Raw genomic sequence first — 19977 nt, forward strand, 5'->3', positions numbered from 1 at the left:
TCATTGCTAGTTAAAAATGAAAGGTGGGCTTTATATGTTGGATTTTACCTGGGAGTTATTTACTGAAACAGGTAATGTGGACACCTATTTGCTGTTTAAGGAGATAGAAGTCGAGAGACAGGAAAGACACTTGGTATTGAACGATGAGCTAGCAGAAATTGATTTTCCTGTTTCATAGGTTAGTCTTGGCGAGCATGGGTGGTGTCTTGGTATGCTCCAAAAATGTGAGGGCATTGTCATAAGGCGAACTGCATATGGAGAAAATAACAAAATCATTACTATATATACCCGTGAGCTAGGTAAAATTGGCGTTATGGCTAGAGGAGCCAGTAAACCAAACAGCAGGCTTTCTGCCGTCACACAGCTTTTTTGCTCCGGGTATTTTCTTGTAACCACATCAACCGGACTCGGTAGTCTTCAGCAAGGCGAAATGGTCGATTCACTCCGTTTCATACGGGAGGATCTTTTTGCCACTGCTTATGCTTCATATATTGTTGAATTGCTTGATAAAAGCGTCGAGGATAAGAAACCGAATCCGTATTTATATGAATTGCTTTCGCAAACCTTGCATTACATAAACGAGGAATATGACGCAGAGGTTTTGACATTCATTTTTGAAATGAAGATGCTGCCCGTAAATGGGATTAACCCAGTGCTGAATCAGTGTGCTGTATGTGGTGAAACGGAAGGGGAATTCTCCTTCTCGCTTCGGGAAGCGGGCTTTATCTGTCACCGCTGTCTGGGGAAAGACCCCTATCATTATAAAATTTCACCTGCAGCCGTCAAATTGCTTCGAATCTTTTATTATTTCGATTTATCAAGGCTCGGAAACATTTCCGTTAAGCCTGAAACGAAAAAAGAACTTCGGAAGATCATCGATGCATATTATGAGGAATATTCCGGTCTGCATTTGAAATCAAAAAAGTTCCTGAAACAGATTGATACGATGAAAGATATGTTTTAGGATCTGCCCTATTGACATTCCATGCTAGTTTGTATAAAATTCTAATCATCAAAATAAGAAGATTGCGTTGATGGAAAAGAGTATCTGTCATTCTCCATAAAAAGCGAACCCGGGACGGTGGAAGCCGGGATATGGATTTACAGGGAAGGGCGTTTCCGGAGCATGTTGCTTTGAAAAGAGGCCGTTTTATAAACGGCAATTAGGGTGGAACCGCGGGTAAACTCTCGTCCCTATGCATTTCGCATAGGGACGGGAGTTTTTTGTTTGCCAAGATGTAATGGGTTCCTATTCCTTAATTTTATAAGAGCCGTTTTAAATAATCTGGAGGTGTACGATGAATATTCAAAATATGATTTTAACGTTACAAAAGCATTGGTCTGAACAAGGCTGCATATTGATGAATGCTTATGATGTAGAGAAAGGGGCAGGAACGATGAGCCCATACACGTTCCTGAGAGCCATTGGACCGGAGCCTTGGAGCGTTGCTTACGTGGAACCTTCACGCCGTCCTGCTGACGGCCGATATGGCGAGAACCCTAATCGACTGTATCAGCATCATCAGTTCCAAGTGATCATGAAGCCGTCGCCTGACAATATCCAAGAGTTATATTTGGATTCATTACGCGCATTAGGGATAAATCCGCTTGAGCATGATATTCGCTTTGTGGAGGACAACTGGGAAAATCCATCACTAGGTTGTGCTGGTCTAGGTTGGGAAGTATGGCTTGATGGAATGGAAATCACTCAATTTACATATTTCCAACAAGTGGGCGGCCTTGAGTGTAAGCCGGTTTCAGTGGAAATTACATACGGAATCGAACGTCTCGCCTCTTACATTCAAGATAAGGAAAATGTATTTGACCTAGAATGGACAGATGGATTCACAGTTCGGGATATATTTGGTCAGCCGGAATACGAACATTCGAAATATACGTTCGAAACCTCCGACCTTGATATGCTATTCCAGCTTTTCACGATGTATGAAAAGGAAGCGCATCGCCAAATGGAAGAAGGACTTGTACATCCTGCATATGATTATGTCTTGAAATGTTCACATACATTTAACCTTTTGGATGCCAAAGGTGCCATCTCGGTGACGGAAAGAACGGGTTATATTGCCCGTTGCCGTAACTTAGCGCGTAAGGTTGCCAAAACCTTCTATGAAGAGCGGGAAAAATTAGGCTTCCCGATCCTGAAAGTGAAAGGGGAGAATACAAATGAGCAAGCGTGATTTGTTATTGGAGATTGGATTGGAAGAGCTGCCTGCCCGTTTTGTGACAGCATCAATGAAACAATTGTCAGATAAAGTACAGCAATGGCTAACGGAAAAAGCGATTGAATTCGGAACGGTTGAAGCTTTTTCCACACCAAGACGTTTAGCTGTATTGGTGAAAGATGTGGAAGAATCCCAAAAGGATATCGAAGAAGAAGCAAAAGGTCCGGCTAAGAAAATCGCTTTGGACAGTGAAGGCAACTGGTCTAAAGCCGCATTGGGATTCGTCAGGGGTCAAGGCATGACTCCAGAGGACATTTATTTTAAAGAACTCAAGGGTGTGGAATATGCCCATGTGAATAAATTCATAAAAGGACAGCAGACTGCTCAGCTTTTATCTGAGCTTCAGGAAATCATCAGCGGCATGACGTTCCCGAAAAATATGCGCTGGGCCAATCAGGAGCTCCGCTTCGTCCGTCCGATTAAATGGCTGATTGCCTTATTCGGCAATGACATAGTTCCATTTAGCATTGCTGACGTGGAAACGGGCCGTGAAACAAAAGGACACCGTTTCTTGGGCAATAGCGCAATCATCGAGCAGCCGGAACGGTATGAAGATACGCTAAAAGAACAATTTATAATGGCGGATCCAGATAAACGCCGACAAGTTATATTGGATCAGATTAAAGAGCTTGAGCAGGAGAAAGGCTGGATCATCCCGGTCGATGAAGATCTGCTTGAAGAAGTCAATAATTTGGTAGAGTATCCAACGGTGTTATTTGGACATTTTGAAGAAGAATTCCTAGAGCTTCCTGCTGAGGTACTTATCACATCAATGAAGGAACACCAACGTTATTTCCCTGTTAAAGATAAGGACGGGAAACTGCTTGCTTACTTTGTAACCGTGCGTAACGGCGATGACCGTCATTTGGATAAGGTCTCTAAAGGGAATGAAAAAGTATTGCGTGCCCGCTTATCGGATGCAGCATTCTTCTATCAAGAAGATCAGAAAAAAGAGATTTCGGATGCTTTGAAAAAACTTGACAGCATCGTTTATCATGAAGAAATTGGTACATTGGCCGAGAAAACTGCCCGGGTAACTGCAGTGACCGGTGCCCTTGCGGATGCTTTGAATTTAAAGGCCGAAAAAGAAATGGCGCTTCGTACAGCGGCAATTGCCAAGTTCGATTTAGTGAGTCATATGGTTTATGAATTCCCTGAATTGCAAGGGTATATGGGTGAAAAATATGCACTCCTAAAAGGGGAAGCCAAAGAAGTGGCCGTGGCTATCAATGAACATTATATGCCAAGACATGCGGATGACATTGTACCGCCTTCAGTCATTGGTGCGGTTGTGAGTTTAGCTGAAAAAATTGATACTTTGTCTTCATTCTTCGCCATTGGTGTCATTCCGACAGGTTCCCAGGATCCTTACGCATTAAGAAGGCAGGCGAGCGGAGTCGTCCAAATCCTAGCTGAGAAAAAATGGGATATTTCTTTAGAGGAGCTTATTGTTTTAGGCCTTAAAGGACTGGAATCAAAAGGCATCCTAAAACGTGATCTTGAAGAAGTTAAAGCGGATATGTTCACATTCTTTAAAGCCCGTGTCAAACACCTGCTTCAAGAACAGCAAATCCGTTATGATTTGATTGATGCAGTTCTGTTCAATGAGATCGGCTATATCCATTCCATCGTGGAACGTGCACATGTCTTGAATGCGAAAAAAGACGAAGCTGGCTTTAAAGAAAGTTTGGAAGCTTTGAGTCGGGTCATGAACATTGCCGTGAAATGTGACAAAAAGGTAACTGTCGACCCTAGTGCCTTTGAGAATGATCAAGAGAATGCGTTATACGTAAAATATCAAAAAGTGGCAAAGCGTTATTTGGAATCCAAAGATGAGAATGAGCGGTTTGAACAGCTTGTTTCGCTGCAAAAGGAAATAGAGTCATATTTCGAGAATACAATGGTCATGGCAGAGGATGAAGCAATCCGTAATAACCGTTTATCCTTAATGAAGGAAATCAGTGATTTAGTTGCAGGTTTTGCTGCCATGAATAAAATCATCCTTACATGATCGAAAGGATGTATGGAAATCGGAAACCCTTAATAAGAGCTTCCGATTTCTTCAAAAGATAAATGGTCAATAAATAGGACAAAAATGCCCTAATTAAATAATTTAGTATATAATTATTAAATGAACAACTTTTGTTACTTTACTCTGCGAAAGCAGTGGGGTGGTGATTATAATCCAATTGAATAAGCGTCAGGAACATATTTTACAAATCGTAAAAGAAAACGGACCGATTACTGGAGAGCATATTGCGGATAGATTGAACCTTACCAGGGCGACACTTCGTCCAGATCTAGCGATTTTAACGATGGCAGGTTTTCTTGATGCCAGGCCCCGGGTGGGGTATTTCTATACAGGCAGGTCAGGGACACAGCTTTTGACAGATAGCCTCAACCATCTTTATGTACGAGACTACCAATCGATACCTGTCGTTGTTGACGAGGGCATTTCCGTATATGATGCAATAGTCATGATGTTTTTAGAAGATGTCGGAACAATGTTCGTCGTCGATAAGCATGCATTGCTTGTTGGTGTCTTATCAAGGAAAGACTTGTTGCGTGCGAGTATTGGGAAACAAGAGCTTAACTCCATTCCAGTCAACATCATCATGACTAGGATGCCCAATATTACCATGTGTTCAAAAGAAGACTTGTTGATTGATGTTGCCAAAAAATTGATTGATAAACAAATCGACTCATTACCGGTCGTCAAAGACACAGAAAAAGGCTATGAAGTAATTGGAAGGATTACAAAAACCAATATTACGAAAGCATTCGTAGCTTTGGCTGATGAAGGCTATTAGGGGGCTTGCAAAAGGAATGACGGAGAATATGAACGGTTCTATTATATATGTTGTATCGGATTCAGTAGGGGAAACAGCGGAATTGGTTACAAAAGCCGCTGCAAGCCAGTTCTCGGGATCTGCTTTTTCCATAAAGAGAATTCCGTATATTGAAGATGAACAAAACGTGGATGAAGTGATATCACTGGCTAAGTTGGATGGGGCGATCATTGCTTATACTCTTGTCAAGCCAGCCATTAGAGCGTATATGAAAGCACAGGTCGAGAAAGAAAACCTGTCTGCTTATGACATTTTAGGGCCGCTCATGGACATCCTTCAGGAAAGGGCGCCAAAAGGGCCGCTTAATGAGCCTGGTCTGGTGAGAAAGCTGGATGATGACTATTTCAAGCGTGTGGAAGCCATTGAATTTGCTGTAAAATATGATGATGGACGTGACCCACGGGGCATTTTACGTGCAGATATCGTCCTTGTGGGTGTTTCGCGCACTTCCAAAACACCATTATCACAGTATTTAGCCCACAAGCGCTATAAAGTGGCGAACGTACCTTTAGTGCCTGAAGTGGAACCTCCAGAAGAGCTGTTCCTGGTACCTCCTGAAAAATGCATCGGTTTGAAGATCAGCCCGGAAAAGCTGAACCATATTCGTAAAGAACGATTAAAGTCACTTGGGCTCAATGATCATGCCATTTACGCAAATGTGGAGCGAATAAAAGAAGAATTGACATACTTTGATACAATCATATCAAGGTTGAACTGTCCTATCATTGATGTAACCAATAAGGCTGTCGAAGAAACAGCCAATTTGATAATCAATATCCTTCAAAATAAAAACCGTTGATCCTTATAATTAAGGCAAATTAAAATGTGAGCTAGACACTCTATGTGTCAGCTCACATTTTAATGCCAAGGTCGAAAAAGGGAATAACAAGAATAAGTTCAAAATAATTACATAAAATCCCTCTTGGTTTCCAAGTGCAAATCCGCTGATTTGCATGAAAAAACATTCAGGATTTAAATGTTGGCATCTTCTAATCAAATAGACTATAATAAAAAATTGTGAGAAAAAAGTAATCTTAAGGTTTAGACTTAATTAATAAGGAATAAACTAAAGGTTAATGAGATGTCAAGGTTTTTATTGTAAAAATAATTCGACATGTTCCGTATAATTCCGGAAGGGCTGGTCTTTTTCAAGGCAAAAGAGGTGCTTTCACTTAAATAAGCAGGTATTCTTTGAAGAATGATTTGTGCTCTTTTTAGAGGGAATCCTCTGAATCAATGCTGAAAATTCACCATATCTTCATAAATTTTAGGGGAGAAAAAGGATTATGCAGAAAGATGTAGAATTAGAAGGTATGAATAATAAACCTACGATACACGTCGATGCCGATGCATGCCCGGTGAAAGACGAAATCCTTCATTGTGCAAATTTGCACGATGTTGAAGTCTGTTTTGTTGCATCATATAAAAATATGATGAATAACCCTGAAGGTAAATGGGTTTATGTCGATGCAGACAAAGAAGCGGCAGATCTTTATATAGTAAACTCAGTAAAAAAGGGTGATATTGTCGTTACAGCAGATATTGGTTTGGCTGGGACCCTGCTTCCTAAAAACGTTTATGTCCTTTCGCCAAGGGGAAAAGAATACACTGACGAGAATATTTTCATGCTCTTGGATATGCGTTATCAGTCGGCGAAACTCCGCAGGCAGGGTAAGCATACGAAGGGGCCGAAAGCATTCACAAAGGAAGATCGTGCATGTTTTACAAATAAACTTATGAAAACATTGTCGAACTTTGCAGGGAATTAGGAAACAGTATCGAATTAAAAACTATCACCAATATTGCAAGGTGGAAAAATGATAAATGGCCGTATAGAAGATGAGAAAATTAATCAAATTCGTGAAGCTGTTGACATTGTTGATTTAATTGGGGAGTATGTCCAGCTGAAGAAGCAGGGGCGCAATTACTTTGGCCTATGTCCTTTTCATGGTGAAAACTCGCCCTCGTTTTCCGTTTCAACGGAAAAACAAATTTTTCACTGTTTTGGTTGCGGGGCAGGCGGGAATATTTTTACCTTCTTGATGGATATAGAAGGCTACAGCTTTGTGGAATCTGCAAAAGTTTTAGCTGAAAAAGGAAATGTTCCTTTGGATGTTGAAATCAATAAGGATTCCAAGCGATCTAACATGCCGGCAGGCTCTCAGCAAATGATTGAAGCCCATGACCTGCTGAGGAAGTTTTATCATCATCTCCTCGTTAATACGAAAGAGGGGCAGGATGCTCTCGAATATTTACTTAAACGCGGGTTTACTGAAGAAACGATAGAAAAGTTCCAAATTGGCTACTCTTTGGATTCATGGGACTTCGTGTCCAAATTCCTTTTAAAACGCGGGTTTCCAGCGGAATACATGGAGCAGGCAGGGCTTATTATTTACAGGGAAAAAGACGAGTCATATTTTGACCGTTTCAGAAATAGAGTCATGTTTCCAATTATGGATCATCAAGGAAATACGATTGCGTTTTCAGGAAGAGCGATGGGGGACGATGAGCCCAAATATTTGAATAGTCCTGAAACGCCAATCTTTAATAAAAGTAAAACTTTATATAATTTCCACCATGCAAGACCACACATACGAAAGAAAGAACAAGCTGTCATTTTTGAGGGCTTTGCCGATTGCATTTCAGCAGTTGGCGCAGGTGTGGAGAATGCGGTCGCTACAATGGGCACTGCCCTGACGGACCAGCATATCCAGCTTTTAAAAAGAAATACTGACCAGATACTTATTTGCTACGATTCGGACTCTGCGGGATTGAACGCTGCCAATCGTGCAGTTAATATGTTACAGGACCATGAGTTTTCCGTGAAAGTCGCTCTCATGCCTGATAACTTGGACCCCGATGACTACATAAAGGAATTCGGTGAAAAAAGCTTTGTTTCTGAAGTAATAGGGGCCAGTTTAACCTACATGGCATTCAAAATGCATTATTTGCGTCGAGGGAAAAATGTAAATAATGAAGGAGATCGAATTCAATATATCGAAGAAGTCCTTAAAGAAATTTCGCGATTGCCCAATGCAGTGGAGAGGGATCATTATCTCCGGCAGCTATCCTCTGAATTTTCCCTTTCATTGGATGCGCTGGAACAGCAGCAGCGTCAGGTGTTCTTTACGGAACGCAAGAAGGGGACACTGCCGCAGCCAGCAGCTCCAAAGAAGATGGCCCTGCAATATGAGCATAAGTTAAAGCCTGCTCACCATAATGCTGAAATGAAGTTGATTGCCCATATGCTAAAAAGCAGGGATATGACATTCAAAATTCAGCAGTTGCTTGGTCAAACGGTCTTTCATGTAGATGAACATCAGGCAATCATCACCTATTTATATGCGTTCTATGAAGATGGACACGAACCGGATACAAGCTTTTTCCTTACTTATTTACCGGATCCAAACTTGAGAAGGATCGTTTCTGAAATAGAAATGATGTCAGTGAATGAGGAAGTTACCGATAAAGAACTGACCGATTGTATAAATCAAGTGTTGAAATATGAAAAGTTGTTAAAGATAAAAGAAAAACAAGTTGAAGAAAAAGATGCAGTTAGACGAAGTGATTATGTCACTGCTGCACAAATTGCCATGGAAATCATTAAATTGCGTAAAATGTTGTAGTCGTTTAGGTGTAAGTCCTGGAAGGAGGGGAACTAATGGCTGAAAAACCAGCACGTTCCAAACAAGTTGATAATGAATTTAGCCTTGAACAGGTGAAAGAAAAATTACTAGAGCTAGGTAAAAAACGGGGCTCTTTGACTTTAGAAAAAATTGCTGAAATGATTGGCGGTTTTGAGTTGGATTCCGATCAAATGGATGAGTTCTATGAGGTGTTAGCAGAAAACGGCGTCGAAATACTCACTGATGGTGAGGAAGACGAAGATGAAGACGATCCTGATGAGAAGAAACTTGCAAAAGAAGAAGAGTTTGACTTAAATGATTTAAGTGTTCCTCCTGGCGTTAAAATTAATGACCCAGTACGCATGTATTTAAAGGAAATTGGTCGGGTCGACCTTTTATCGGCAGAAGAGGAAATATCTCTGGCGACGAGAATTGAAGATGGAGATGAAGAAGCGAAACGCCGTTTGGCAGAAGCTAACCTTCGTCTTGTTGTCAGTATCGCCAAGCGCTATGTCGGACGCGGAATGCTTTTCCTTGATTTGATTCAGGAAGGTAATATGGGCCTTATCAAAGCAGTGGAAAAATTTGATTACCGCAAGGGATTCAAGTTCAGTACGTATGCAACATGGTGGATTCGCCAAGCGATAACCCGTGCCATTGCCGACCAAGCAAGAACGATCCGGATACCGGTGCATATGGTGGAAACCATCAATAAATTGATCCGTGTCCAAAGACAGCTTCTTCAGGATTTAGGACGTGAACCTTCTCCGGAAGAAATTGCGGAGGATATGGACTTAACACCTGAAAAAGTTCGTGAAATCTTGAAAATAGCTCAGGAGCCTGTTTCATTGGAAACGCCAATAGGTGAAGAGGACGATTCACATTTAGGTGATTTCATTGAAGATCAGGATGCGACTTCCCCATCGGAACATGCAGCATATGAACTTTTGAAAGAACAGCTTGAAGACGTATTGGATACTCTTACAGACCGTGAAGAGAACGTCTTGAGACTCCGCTTTGGACTTGATGATGGCCGCACCCGTACTCTTGAAGAGGTGGGTAAAGTGTTTGGGGTAACCCGCGAGCGTATCCGTCAAATCGAAGCGAAGGCGCTACGTAAACTGAGACATCCAAGCCGCAGCAAACGCTTGAAAGATTTCCTGGAATAGAATTTATATGTCCTTTACAGAGCCCTCTTTGAATGCCTAGCGTTCGGGAGCGGCTCTTTTTTTTGAATTTTAATGTAAAAATATCCTTGAAAGAACAATACTTATCCGTTTTTCCGTATAATGGAATCGGAAACAATTTGCATAACTAAAAAGCTAAGCCGTTAAAAAGTGAAGAGGAAGTGAGATCCATGGATGAGATGAGAAAGAAAATCATCATTCAAGAAATAAACTCCTGGAAGGAAAGCCGTATGCTTCCAGAACAATATTGTAATTACCTGCTTGCATTATACTGTCAAGGCGAACAGCCGCCATCTAAATCGATTAAAACCGAGAGCAAAAAAAACGGTATCTTTTCAGGGATGTTGATTGGGGTCCTTTTTGCATTTATTGTATTTTTGAATTATTTTACTGAAATACCCATAAGAATGCAAATGCTTATGACAACAATTTCAATACTTGTCTTTTGGCTGGCGGTCCGACGCTTTATCGGCAGGAAAATCATTTTTCAAATGTCGTTGATGGGAATGGTGCTATCATTGCTTTTACTAACCATCAGTTTTGCGGAATTCATGGCACCCGGCAAAGTAGGTATCCTTTATATTTTCTTGTTCATTAATTGCGGACTCTGGATACTAATTGGCAAAAAACTGAAGCTGCTCCATTTTTCCATAGCGGGAGGCCTGGGAGCACTTGTCATTCTTTACTTTTTATTAATATAACCAGCGGTTTTAAATGATGAATTTAGGGTATTATGAGCATATGTAAGAAAAAGTAAAATGTTTGGAAATATACATAAGTTTTTGACAATTTTAAGAAATTATATAATATCTTCTATTTTTGGGCTTTTACTTGAAACTCTTTTCAAGTAAAATAATATATAGTTGTTTGTATATAATATTAATTATGGTAAGTTTAGGTTCTACATAGGGGAGGAAATACTATGAATCGCAATCCAGTAATGCCTTTTATTATTATCATGGTTTTTGGTATTGGACTTATGTTTTTACTTTCGTTTAAAGGTTTGGGTGATGCCAAAGATCTTGCTAAGGAAAAAGAGGGCGGCGAAAAGACAGAAGAAACAGAAAATGCCTCAGCATCACCTGAGGACATTTATAAGCAAAACTGTATCTCTTGTCATGGTGACGCCTATCAAGGCGGTGTAGGGCCTGCTCTAAAAGGAGTAGGCGATCGTCTGTCGGTGGACGAGGTTAAAGAAGTGATCACTAATGGACGAGGTGCAATGCCGTCAGGTCTAGTCGAAGAACAGAATATTGACGCCATGGCCGAATATATTCATGGACTGAAATAAGTCATGAAACTGACTCAAGAAATCGTTGGAAAGCGAGCTCTTTGAGTCAGTTTTTCATTTTTCGGAAAAGGGAGATTCCAGATGGAAGATTTCTTTTGCCAACTGATAGAAAGGGCCCCATTTCTCCTATCTGTAATTTTTCGATTGAACTTGGTATAATCGAATGGGAAACTTATTATAGTAAGACATTATTTGAATTAAGAGAGTTGATAAATATGAATCATGAAAAACTATCGATGAGATTAGAACGTGTAGCCATACATATACCAAAAGGAAGCATTCTAGCAGATATAGGTTCAGACCATGCTTACTTACCGTGCTATGCGGTGACTAACGGCTTGTGTGACAGCGCTATAGCAGGTGAGGTTGTAGAAGGTCCCTATCAGTCAGCACGCAAGCAAGTGGCAATGACGGGGCTTGGGGACAAGATAGAAGTCCGTAAAGGAGACGGGCTTGAAGTATTGAATCCTGATGAAGCGACATGCATTACGATTGCAGGAATGGGTGGGACGTTAATATCAAGTATATTGGAAAGCGGAAAAAGAAAACTCGGCAAGGCAGAAAGACTTATCCTTCAGCCTAATGTAGGTGCAGCGAATGTTCGCAGCTGGCTAATCGAAAACGGCTGGGAACTTAGTGGAGAGGAAATCCTTGAAGAAGATGGGAAAATCTACGAGATCTTAATTGCCAAAAAAGGAGAACCGCTCCGCCCTTATGGGGTGAACAAGCAAGCAGGCCTCACTTTCGGTCCATATTTAAGAGAGCAATTCAGTGACATTTTCATAAAAAAATGGCAGCTTGAGAAAAAACATTTGGAAAGAATCATCGAACAATTGGATGAAAGCGGAAGAAGCGGACTGGAAACGAAGCGCAATGAATTAAGATCTCAGATTTCAGTAATTGAGGAGGTGCTTAAAGGGTGAAGACAGTGAATGGCCACGAAATCATTGAAACGTTTGAACAATTCTCCCCAAAGCATTATGCAATGGAGGGAGATCCAATCGGGCTGCATGTCGGGCAGCTCAATAAGCCGGTTACTAAAGTGCTGATTGCCCTTGATGTGCTGGAAGAGGTTGTAGACGAAGCGATAGAACACGGAGTGGAATTGATCATCGCCCACCATCCGCTTATTTACCGACCATTGAAACGGATCGATACAAACGCAGCTGGAGGCCGAATCATCGAAAAGCTGATCAAACATGATATCGCTGTTTATGCTGCACATACCAATTTGGATGTTGCTAAGGGCGGAGTGAATGATTTACTTGCCGAAGCGCTACAATTGCAGGATACAGAGGTTTTGATTCCGTCTTACGAGACAGCTCTAAAGAAATTGGTCGTATATGTTCCAAAGACTGACGAACAGAAGGTGAGGGAAGCCTTAGGTAAGGCAGGGGCCGGAGCGATCGGGAACTACAGCAATTGTTCGTTTTCCGGGGAAGGGACCGGACGCTTCTTGCCAGGTGAAGGCAGTGAACCGGTAATTGGCTCTAAAGGTAAGCTTGAAGAGGTAGCTGAAATGAGGATTGAAACGATATTCCCGGAAAATATCGAGAAGAAAGTGCTAGCTGCGATGATTAAAGCCCATCCATATGAAGAAGTTGCTCACGATATTTATAAACTGGAGAACAAAGGTGAGTCTCTTGGCTTAGGAAAGATTGGTGTACTTGCTGAAGAGATGACACTCGAACAATTTTCTGAACATGTGAAGCGGACTCTCGATGTTGAAAAGGTGCGTGTCGTTGGAGATTTGCAAAGTCCGATAAAAAAAGTGGCCGTTTTGGGCGGAGACGGCAATAAATACTTTACGACAGCGAAATTCAAGGGGGCTGATGTTTACGTTACAGGTGATATGTATTACCATACAGCCCATGACGCGATGATGATTGGATTGAATATTGTGGATCCGGGCCACAATGTTGAAAAGGTGATGAAAAAAGGTGTTGCACGAATCCTTGAAAAAATGTGCCGCGAAAAGAACTACGATGTTGAATTCATTCCATCCCGGCTGAATACAGACCCTTTCCGCTTCATTTAAATAACACGAAAAAGGCAGCCCTTAGTGGCTGCCTTTGTTTTGTGCAATCATTTCTTCACTTTAATCTTTGGTAAAATCTTATGCAATGGCGTTTTCTTTTCGGTATTCCAAGTCGATTCATCATTTGCTTCATATTGCTCTAGAAATGTGATGACTTCCTTCGTGATCGGAGTTGGTGTAGAAGCCCCCGAAGTGACGGCAACCGTTTCTGCATCCTTTAGCCATTCAAGGTTCAGCTCGGAAATGTCGGCGATTCGATAAGCTCTCGTGCCGGCAATCTCTTGGGATACTTGTGCAAGACGGTTTGAATTATTACTCTTGGGATCTCCGACAACGATTAATACATCAGCTTCGCCAGCTTGCTCGGCAACCGCTTCTTGGCGAACCTGTGTCGCTAAACAAATTTCCTTATGGACTTCGGCATGCGGGAACTTTTCCTTGACCTTATCCATGATATCCAAAACATCCCATTGGCTCATCGTTGTTTGATTGGTGACGATGATCTTATCACTATTCAAATTCAAGGCTTCCACGTCTTCATCCTTTTGAACCAGGTGAACGACATCAGGGGCAACACCGACAGCACCTTCTGGTTCCGGATGGCCTTTTTTGCCTATATAAATGATTTGATAGCCTTCCGCTTGTTTTTCCCGAATTAAGTCATGTGTTGCCGTAACATCGGGACATGTTGCATCAAGTGTCACGAGCCCTTTTTTCTCAGCGATCTTCCTAATCTCAGGTGAAACGCCGTGAGCAGTAAAGATGACTGTTCCGCTGTCCACCTGTTCGATGATATCGTTGCGGTTGCTTCCGTCCAACGTGATGATGCCTTCATCTTCGAACGCATCCGTCACATGTTTGTTATGCACGATCATTCCTAAAATGTAAATGGGACGTGGCAAGGTTTTATCTAAAGCCGCATTTCGGGCGATGACCATGGCATCGACAACGCCATAACAATAGCCGCGCGGGGAAATTTTAATCACTTTCATCTATGTGTCCTCCTTCAAGGCAAGAAACTCCCACTTTTTATACCTTTCTATTATATAAGACCATAGATGATATTACAAAACATCATATTTACATAAAATCAGTTATTGGAAAAATTTTTTCAGACATTATATATAAAGCTTGGGTCCGGATGATCTTTCCCTTTTCGTTTCGGTACGAACTTGGGCGATGGGGCTAGCTTCTTTAGCTTTATCTTTTTTCTTCGAATCCGTTTTTACCTCAATGCTTTTTTGTTCCTCAACCTTTGGCTCGCTTGCCACGGTAGCTCCCGCATCCTTGGTCTCATCGGCTGATGATATGCTCCTGAAAACTTTCCACATGGAAGGCAGATTTTTAATCACTGGCCCGTATTGTTCCACCATGGGCGTGAATTGTTCCGCGGCCTGCAACACTTTTTGCGTGTTGGAAAGCATATTATTAAGCGAATCGGGGTTTTTTAATGTTTCTAAAATACCGCCTCCGCTGCTTCTTGAAGAACTTTTGTTAGTGGAAGCGGCTGGCGCAAACAAATTGGGGGAAGCTCCTTTTTGTTTCGACTTACCGAGTATTTTTGACAATAGCCCCTCTTTCTTTGCTGGCGGCATTTCCTGCCGCTGCGGTTGGGAGAAAGGGCCTCGGAAACCTTGGGGTCCCTGTGGCATCTGCTGTCTGTTTTGGACCATTGGCCGCTGCATCTGCTGATAAGGATGGGGAATTTGCCGTGGCTGTCTGAAAGGAGCAGGTTGCTGCTGCATCCTTCCGCCATTGGGTGGCTGAAAACCGGGTCCGGGTTGACGATTTTTATTTGGGAACATAGGTTTCACCTCCTCAGTTTTTATATGCGATGTACTCTTCTATATAAATTATGCAATTCGGCAAAAAAGGTTTGAGGAAAGAGTGACTGGGCAGTTGTGAAGTAACCGGAAAGAAGGTAAGATGGTAACGGTAGTCTTTTTAGCTCCATGTCTGCGGGGGATACGCTATGACCAGGACAGGGGCTTTTCGTTTGCAAGAGTCCATTTTAAGAGAACTAACCTCAGCGCATGCGCTTTTGTGATTTAAGTAAATGGGTCACAGGGAAAAAAATAGATGGCCTGACCATTATGGGGCAATCCCTATTTTCTTCACGAGCAACCCAGGCGCTTGCGCTTTTTGTGTAATCCAGCTTCAGCGCCTAGCTCGTTGTGAAAAAGAAGATTGCCCTCACAAGGCAAAAAGCGCCTTATGGGGCAATCCCTATTTTCTTCACGAGCAACCCAGGCGCTTGCGCTTTTTGTGTAAAATTTATTATAATAACAGGACATGTCTAATGACTGACAGGATAAAGGAGTTTTTTGATGAAACAAAATCAATTTGAACGATTTAATTTGAAAAGCTACATTCTAGATGCGGTTCGTACTTTAGGGTTCGATAAGCCGACGGAAATTCAAGAGCGCGTGCTTCCGTCGCTTTTAAAGGGAAGTAGCTTAATTGGCCAGTCGCAAACAGGTACAGGAAAGACACATTCCTATTTGCTGCCGATCATGAACAGGCTTGATGCTGGTAAAAATGAGGTTCAAGCGATTATTTCCGCACCAACCCGTGAGTTAGCGAACCAAATCTACAAAGAAGCTTTGAAAATTGCTGACCATTTCCCTGAGGATGAGCAGATTCAAGTCCGTTGTTTCATCGGTGGCACTGATAAACAGCGAATGATAGATAAATTGAAGACACAGCCACAATTGGTAATTGGTACGCCGGGCCGGATCAAGGACTTGGTTGAAGCTCAGGCATTACAGGTGTATACAGCTAAAATGCTTGTAGTCGATGAGGCGGACCTTATGCTAGACATGGGATTCATTGAAGATGTCGATTTATTTGCTTCACGTATGGCTGAAAAAATTCAAATGCTTGTCTTTTCGGCAACCATTCCAGAAAAATTGAAGCCGTTTTTGAATAAATATATGGAGAATCCAAAGTATGTTCAAGTGAATCCCAAGCAGGCGACAGCTTCGAAAATTGAACATGTTCTTATACCGCTTCGCCACCGTAACAAAGAGCAGTTACTTCATGATATCATCGTTCGTTATAATCCATATTTGGCGATTGTTTTCACGAACACAAAGAAAATGGCGGATCATGTGGCTAATTCCTTGAGCGAAAAAGGATTGAATGTCGGCCGTATTCATGGGGATTTAACGCCTCGTGAGCGTAAAAAAATGATGAAGCAAATCAATGATTTGGAGTATCAATTCATTGTTGCGACAGATCTGGCATCACGTGGAATCGATATTGAAGGTGTAAGTCATATCATTAACTATGAATTGCCTTCAGACTTGGACTTTTATATCCATAGGACGGGTAGGACCGCTCGTGCAGGATATTCAGGAATTGCCACTTCCATATACGATACTTCCGATGAAGATTCATTGAACCGCCTTGAAAAAATGGGCATTCAGTTCCGTGATGCCGATATCCAAAACGGTGATTGGGTTGATATCGACGAACGTAATAAACGAAAAAACCGTAAAAAACAAAAATCTGATATTGATGTTAAAGCGAGCAGGCACGTCAAGAAGCCAACTAAAGTCAAGCCAGGATACAAGAAGAAAATTCAACGAGATGTGGAAAACTTTAAAAAACGCGAACGTCGTATACAGAGAAAGAAATAGGGGAGAATTCAGATGCTGAAGATTGGATCGCATGTTTCAATGAGCGGGAAAGGTATGCTTCTTGCTGCGAGTCAAGAAGCGGCTTCGTATGGCTCCAACACATTCATGATCTATACAGGGGCCCCTCAAAACACAAGACGTAAAAAAATCGAGGATTTAAATATCGAAGCCGGAAGACTGCATATGGAGGAGAATGGAATCAGCGATATCGTAGTCCATGCTCCATATATCATTAATATAGGAAATACCACGAATCCAGCCACATATGAGCTTGGAGTCAACTTTTTACGCAGCGAAATCGACCGGACCGAAGCGATTGGCGCAAGGCAAATCGTACTTCATCCAGGTGCTCATGTTGGTGCAGGCAGTGAACTGGGGATCAAGAGAATCATTCAAGGTTTGAATGAAGTGCTGACTGCCGACGATAAAGTTCAGATTGCCCTTGAAACGATGGCGGGTAAAGGTTCTGAATGTGGCAGGTCTTTCGAGGAGCTGGCGATGATCATTGATGGTGTAACCCATAATGAAAAATTATCGGTATGCTTCGATACTTGCCATACTCATGATGCAGGTTATAACATCATCGAGGATTTTGATGGCGTACTGAATGAATTCGATAAATTGGTCGGTGTTGACCGTATCAAGGTCCTTCATATAAACGATAGCAAAAATGAACGCGGCACCCGTAAGGACCGCCATGAAAACATTGGATTTGGTCATATCGGCTTTAAGGCGTTGAATGATATTGTGCACCATCCTCAATTAAGCACTGTTCCGAAAATCCTGGAAACACCTTATGTAGGGGAAGACAAAAAAGACAAAAGGGCACCTTATAAATTCGAAATTGATATGTTCAAGAATAATCAATTTGAAGAAGATTTATTGGAAAAGATCAGGTTCCAACAATAATCATTATAGAAAAGGACGATTCATTGAAATGAAGATGAATCGTCCTTTCATTTTGCATTGGGATTAAGTATGCTCAAATAGCAACAGGCTTAAGATCTTTAAAAAGTGGAAGTAAGGTTGTTGAAGAGGGCTTCTATCTCCCTGGCTGTGCTTGCACCGGCAACTTTTGTAATTTGACCAAGTACGTTCTGTCTTTGACGTATATCAAAAATGTTAATATTTTTACCGGCTAGAAGTGCAGTGATATCCTGTGCCTGTTTTTGAGTGAGTGCAACCTTATGCTGTTTAGCAAGGGAAAGCAGTTCACCGGGGCGTATATTGTTGATTTTATGATTGACCATCATTTCAAATAATTTCAAACGATCTCCTCCTTTGTTAAAACATATGAAGGAGGTAGACGGATGTGAACATGAAACTTCGTTTTGGTTACGGTAAATTGGTTCAGGTGACATTTTTTTGTGATTTGGGGTGTATCGGCACATGTTAAGAAGACCGGATTCTTTACAACTGGACTTCTTTGATTTATACTAACGATTGTTAATCGTAATGATTCTTAAAAAATAGGTGATCTCTTTGGACAATGTAGTAAACCCCATAGTTAAATTTGAAGATATATCTTACAAATATACAAAAGATCTAGTGCTGGAACATGTTTCACTTGAAATTCCCAGAGGGGCCTTCTTAGCTATCGTTGGGCCGAATGGATCCGGTAAGTCAACGCTTTTGAAGTTGTTGCTTGGTCTGTTTAAGCTCCAAAAGGGGAAAATTCAAATATTCGGGGAAGACATACGACGCTTTAAAGATTGGCAAAAGGTCGGGTTCGTTTCCCAAAAGGCGAATTCCTTCAACTCAGGATTCCCTGCCACTGTTTTTGAAGTGGTTCAGAGCGGTTTGACCAAAAAAATTGGCTTGTTTAAGTTTGCAGGCAAAGAGGATAAGCAAAAGGTGAAGAAGGCTCTGGAATCCGTGGATATGCTTGATTATCAGAACCGTAATATCGGGGAATTGTCCGGAGGCCAACAGCAAAGGGTATTCATTGCCCGTTCACTGGTCAGCGAACCGGAATTGATGATATTGGATGAACCTACGGTTGGCGTTGATTCAAAAAACGTCCATCAATTTTACGAAATGCTTGAGATGTTGAATAAAAAATTAGGAATAACCCTGATTTTAGTAACACATGATGTTGGTACTGTGACCGATAAAGTCACGCATGTCGCCTGCTTGAATAAAAAGCTTCATTTTCATGGGGATGCCCGTGAATATAAGGAATTGGATGAAGGTGAGCTTTCGTCCATTTATGGACATGGGGTCCAATTTTTAAATCATGATCATTAATATGTTTTGGAGGATAGCCCAATGATATCGGGGATATTGCAATTTGAATTTTTGCAGAACGCATTCTTGACCGGAATCATCATCGGAGCGATTGCGCCATTAGTGGGCGTTTTTGTCGTGGTAAGGCGGATGTCGATGATTTCCGATGCGCTCAGTCATGTAGCGCTTGCTGGTATAGCGTTTAGTTTATTGCTGCAGAAGAGCTTTTTATCTTTAGCAGGATTGAATCCACTTTATATTGGAATGGCGTTTTCTGTAGGTGGTTCATTATTCATTGAAAAATTAAGAGGGGTGTACAAGCATTACCAAGAGCTTGCAATCCCGATCATCATGTCCGGAGGCATGGGTCTTAGTGTCATTTTCATATCCATTGCAGATGGTTTCAATACCGATTTATATGGTTATTTATTCGGCAGTGTCAGCGCCGTCAGCCGGGCGGACCTGTATGTCATTTTGGCAGTGGGGTTAGTCGTAGCCTTGATGCTTACCTTATTGTATAAAGAATTATTTCTGTTATCTTTTGACGAAGAGCATGCCAAAGCATCTGGAATACCGTATAAAGCGATACATTTTATTTTCATTGTCATGGTCGCATTGGTCATTGCGGCTTCCATGAAAATCATTGGCATATTACTTGTTTCTTCACTCATGACGCTCCCGGTAGCAGCTAGCCTCCGCTTTGCGAAGGGCTTTAAGCAGATGATCGGTTATTCGGTATTATTCGGTGAAGTTTCTGTCATTGGCGGATTATTCTTATCATACAACCTTGACCTCGCTCCTGGTGGGACCATTGTAATAATAGCTGTACTAATTCTCATCTTGTCAATTTTGTTTGATAAGTGGAAAAATCGATAGATG

General features: G+C 41.6%; 20 protein-coding genes and 1 other annotated feature. Of the genes, 17 read left to right on the forward strand and 3 right to left on the reverse strand.

Features of this window, described 5'->3' with window-relative positions:
• Positions 1-34: 34 nt before the first annotated feature.
• The 13 genes from ACQKFG_RS05335 (at position 35) to ACQKFG_RS05395 (ending at position 13231) form a co-directional block, all read left to right on the forward strand.
• Entirely contained in the window at positions 35-178 is a 144-nt protein-coding gene (locus ACQKFG_RS05335; RefSeq protein WP_076365246.1) for a YqzL family protein, read from the forward strand.
• Positions 179-211: 33 nt separating this feature from the next.
• The gene (recO, locus tag ACQKFG_RS05340; RefSeq protein ID WP_076365248.1) at positions 212-964 is read left to right on the forward strand and encodes a DNA repair protein RecO; all 753 of its coding nucleotides are present in this window, start codon (positions 212-214) and stop codon (positions 962-964) included.
• A gap of 58 nt (positions 965-1022) precedes the next feature.
• Positions 1023-1199: a binding site (T-box leader), on the forward strand.
• Positions 1200-1298: 99 nt separating this feature from the next.
• Positions 1299-2195 carry a glycine--tRNA ligase subunit alpha gene (gene glyQ, locus ACQKFG_RS05345; protein ID WP_034308488.1) on the forward strand — a complete coding sequence of 299 codons (897 nt, stop codon included), beginning with the start codon at positions 1299-1301 and terminating at the stop codon, positions 2193-2195.
• Positions 2182-4251, forward strand: a complete 2070-nt coding sequence (gene glyS / locus ACQKFG_RS05350; RefSeq protein WP_427556862.1) for a glycine--tRNA ligase subunit beta — start codon at positions 2182-2184, stop codon at positions 4249-4251. Before glyQ ends, glyS begins: the two co-directional genes overlap by 14 nt.
• Positions 4252-4411: 160 nt before the next feature.
• Positions 4412-5050 carry a helix-turn-helix transcriptional regulator gene (locus ACQKFG_RS05355; RefSeq protein ID WP_286182260.1) on the forward strand — a complete coding sequence of 213 codons (639 nt, stop codon included), beginning with the start codon at positions 4412-4414 and terminating at the stop codon, positions 5048-5050.
• Between the two features lie 16 nt (positions 5051-5066).
• A complete protein-coding gene (locus tag ACQKFG_RS05360; RefSeq protein ID WP_370662553.1) occupies positions 5067-5888 on the forward strand; it encodes a pyruvate, water dikinase regulatory protein in 822 nt (273 codons plus the stop codon).
• A gap of 514 nt (positions 5889-6402) precedes the next feature.
• Complete coding sequence (locus ACQKFG_RS05365) at positions 6403-6858, forward strand: YaiI/YqxD family protein (RefSeq protein WP_144526817.1); 456 nt, start codon at positions 6403-6405, stop codon at positions 6856-6858.
• Between the two features lie 51 nt (positions 6859-6909).
• Complete coding sequence (gene dnaG / locus ACQKFG_RS05370; RefSeq protein ID WP_192208344.1) at positions 6910-8715, forward strand: DNA primase; 1806 nt, start codon at positions 6910-6912, stop codon at positions 8713-8715.
• Between the two features lie 35 nt (positions 8716-8750).
• Positions 8751-9884 (forward strand): RNA polymerase sigma factor RpoD, encoded by a 1134-nt coding sequence (rpoD, locus tag ACQKFG_RS05375; RefSeq protein WP_034308477.1) that lies wholly within the window; start codon positions 8751-8753, stop codon positions 9882-9884.
• Positions 9885-10072: 188 nt separating this feature from the next.
• Positions 10073-10603: a hypothetical protein gene (locus ACQKFG_RS05380; RefSeq protein ID WP_342614166.1), complete on the forward strand. Its 531-nt coding sequence runs from the start codon at positions 10073-10075 to the stop codon at positions 10601-10603.
• A 221-nt stretch (positions 10604-10824) separates the two neighbouring features.
• Positions 10825-11193 (forward strand): cytochrome c550, encoded by a 369-nt coding sequence (gene cccA, locus ACQKFG_RS05385; RefSeq protein WP_192205585.1) that lies wholly within the window; start codon positions 10825-10827, stop codon positions 11191-11193.
• A gap of 215 nt (positions 11194-11408) precedes the next feature.
• Entirely contained in the window at positions 11409-12116 is a 708-nt protein-coding gene (locus ACQKFG_RS05390) for a tRNA (adenine(22)-N(1))-methyltransferase (protein ID WP_427556867.1), read from the forward strand.
• Complete coding sequence (locus ACQKFG_RS05395) at positions 12113-13231, forward strand: Nif3-like dinuclear metal center hexameric protein (protein ID WP_427556870.1); 1119 nt, start codon at positions 12113-12115, stop codon at positions 13229-13231. The genes ACQKFG_RS05390 and ACQKFG_RS05395 overlap by 4 nt, the downstream gene beginning before the upstream one ends.
• A 47-nt stretch (positions 13232-13278) precedes the next feature.
• Here ACQKFG_RS05395 and ACQKFG_RS05400 read toward each other — a convergent pair whose 3' ends face one another.
• The gene (locus ACQKFG_RS05400) at positions 13279-14223 is read right to left on the reverse strand and encodes a 4-hydroxy-3-methylbut-2-enyl diphosphate reductase (protein ID WP_427556873.1); all 945 of its coding nucleotides are present in this window, start codon (positions 14221-14223) and stop codon (positions 13279-13281) included.
• 126 nt (positions 14224-14349) lie between these two features.
• Positions 14350-15036 carry a VrrA/YqfQ family protein gene (vrrA, locus tag ACQKFG_RS05405; protein ID WP_427556876.1) on the reverse strand — a complete coding sequence of 229 codons (687 nt, stop codon included), beginning with the start codon at positions 15034-15036 and terminating at the stop codon, positions 14350-14352.
• A 522-nt stretch (positions 15037-15558) separates the two neighbouring features.
• Here vrrA and ACQKFG_RS05410 point away from each other — a divergent pair.
• Both ACQKFG_RS05410 and ACQKFG_RS05415 read left to right on the forward strand, forming a co-directional pair.
• On the forward strand, positions 15559-16872 hold the full coding sequence (locus ACQKFG_RS05410; RefSeq protein ID WP_342614164.1) for a DEAD/DEAH box helicase: 1314 nt from the start codon (positions 15559-15561) through the stop codon (positions 16870-16872).
• 12 nt (positions 16873-16884) lie between these two features.
• The gene (locus tag ACQKFG_RS05415; protein ID WP_427556880.1) at positions 16885-17781 is read left to right on the forward strand and encodes a deoxyribonuclease IV; all 897 of its coding nucleotides are present in this window, start codon (positions 16885-16887) and stop codon (positions 17779-17781) included.
• Positions 17782-17879: 98 nt separating this feature from the next.
• Here ACQKFG_RS05415 and ACQKFG_RS05420 read toward each other — a convergent pair whose 3' ends face one another.
• The gene (locus tag ACQKFG_RS05420) at positions 17880-18140 is read right to left on the reverse strand and encodes a DUF2624 family protein (protein WP_192205565.1); all 261 of its coding nucleotides are present in this window, start codon (positions 18138-18140) and stop codon (positions 17880-17882) included.
• A 214-nt stretch (positions 18141-18354) separates the two neighbouring features.
• Here ACQKFG_RS05420 and ACQKFG_RS05425 point away from each other — a divergent pair, with 214 nt between their 5' ends.
• Together ACQKFG_RS05425 and ACQKFG_RS05430 are read left to right on the forward strand one after the other, a co-directional pair.
• Positions 18355-19119, forward strand: coding sequence for a metal ABC transporter ATP-binding protein (locus ACQKFG_RS05425; protein WP_427556883.1), 765 nt, complete (start codon positions 18355-18357; stop codon positions 19117-19119).
• A 21-nt stretch (positions 19120-19140) separates the two neighbouring features.
• Complete coding sequence (locus ACQKFG_RS05430; RefSeq protein ID WP_034308452.1) at positions 19141-19974, forward strand: metal ABC transporter permease; 834 nt, start codon at positions 19141-19143, stop codon at positions 19972-19974.
• The last annotated feature ends 3 nt before the right edge of the window (positions 19975-19977 follow it).

The organism is Peribacillus sp. NPDC076916, assembly GCF_050269675.1.
Classification (GTDB): Bacteria; Bacillota; Bacilli; order Bacillales; family DSM-1321; genus Peribacillus; species Peribacillus aracenensis.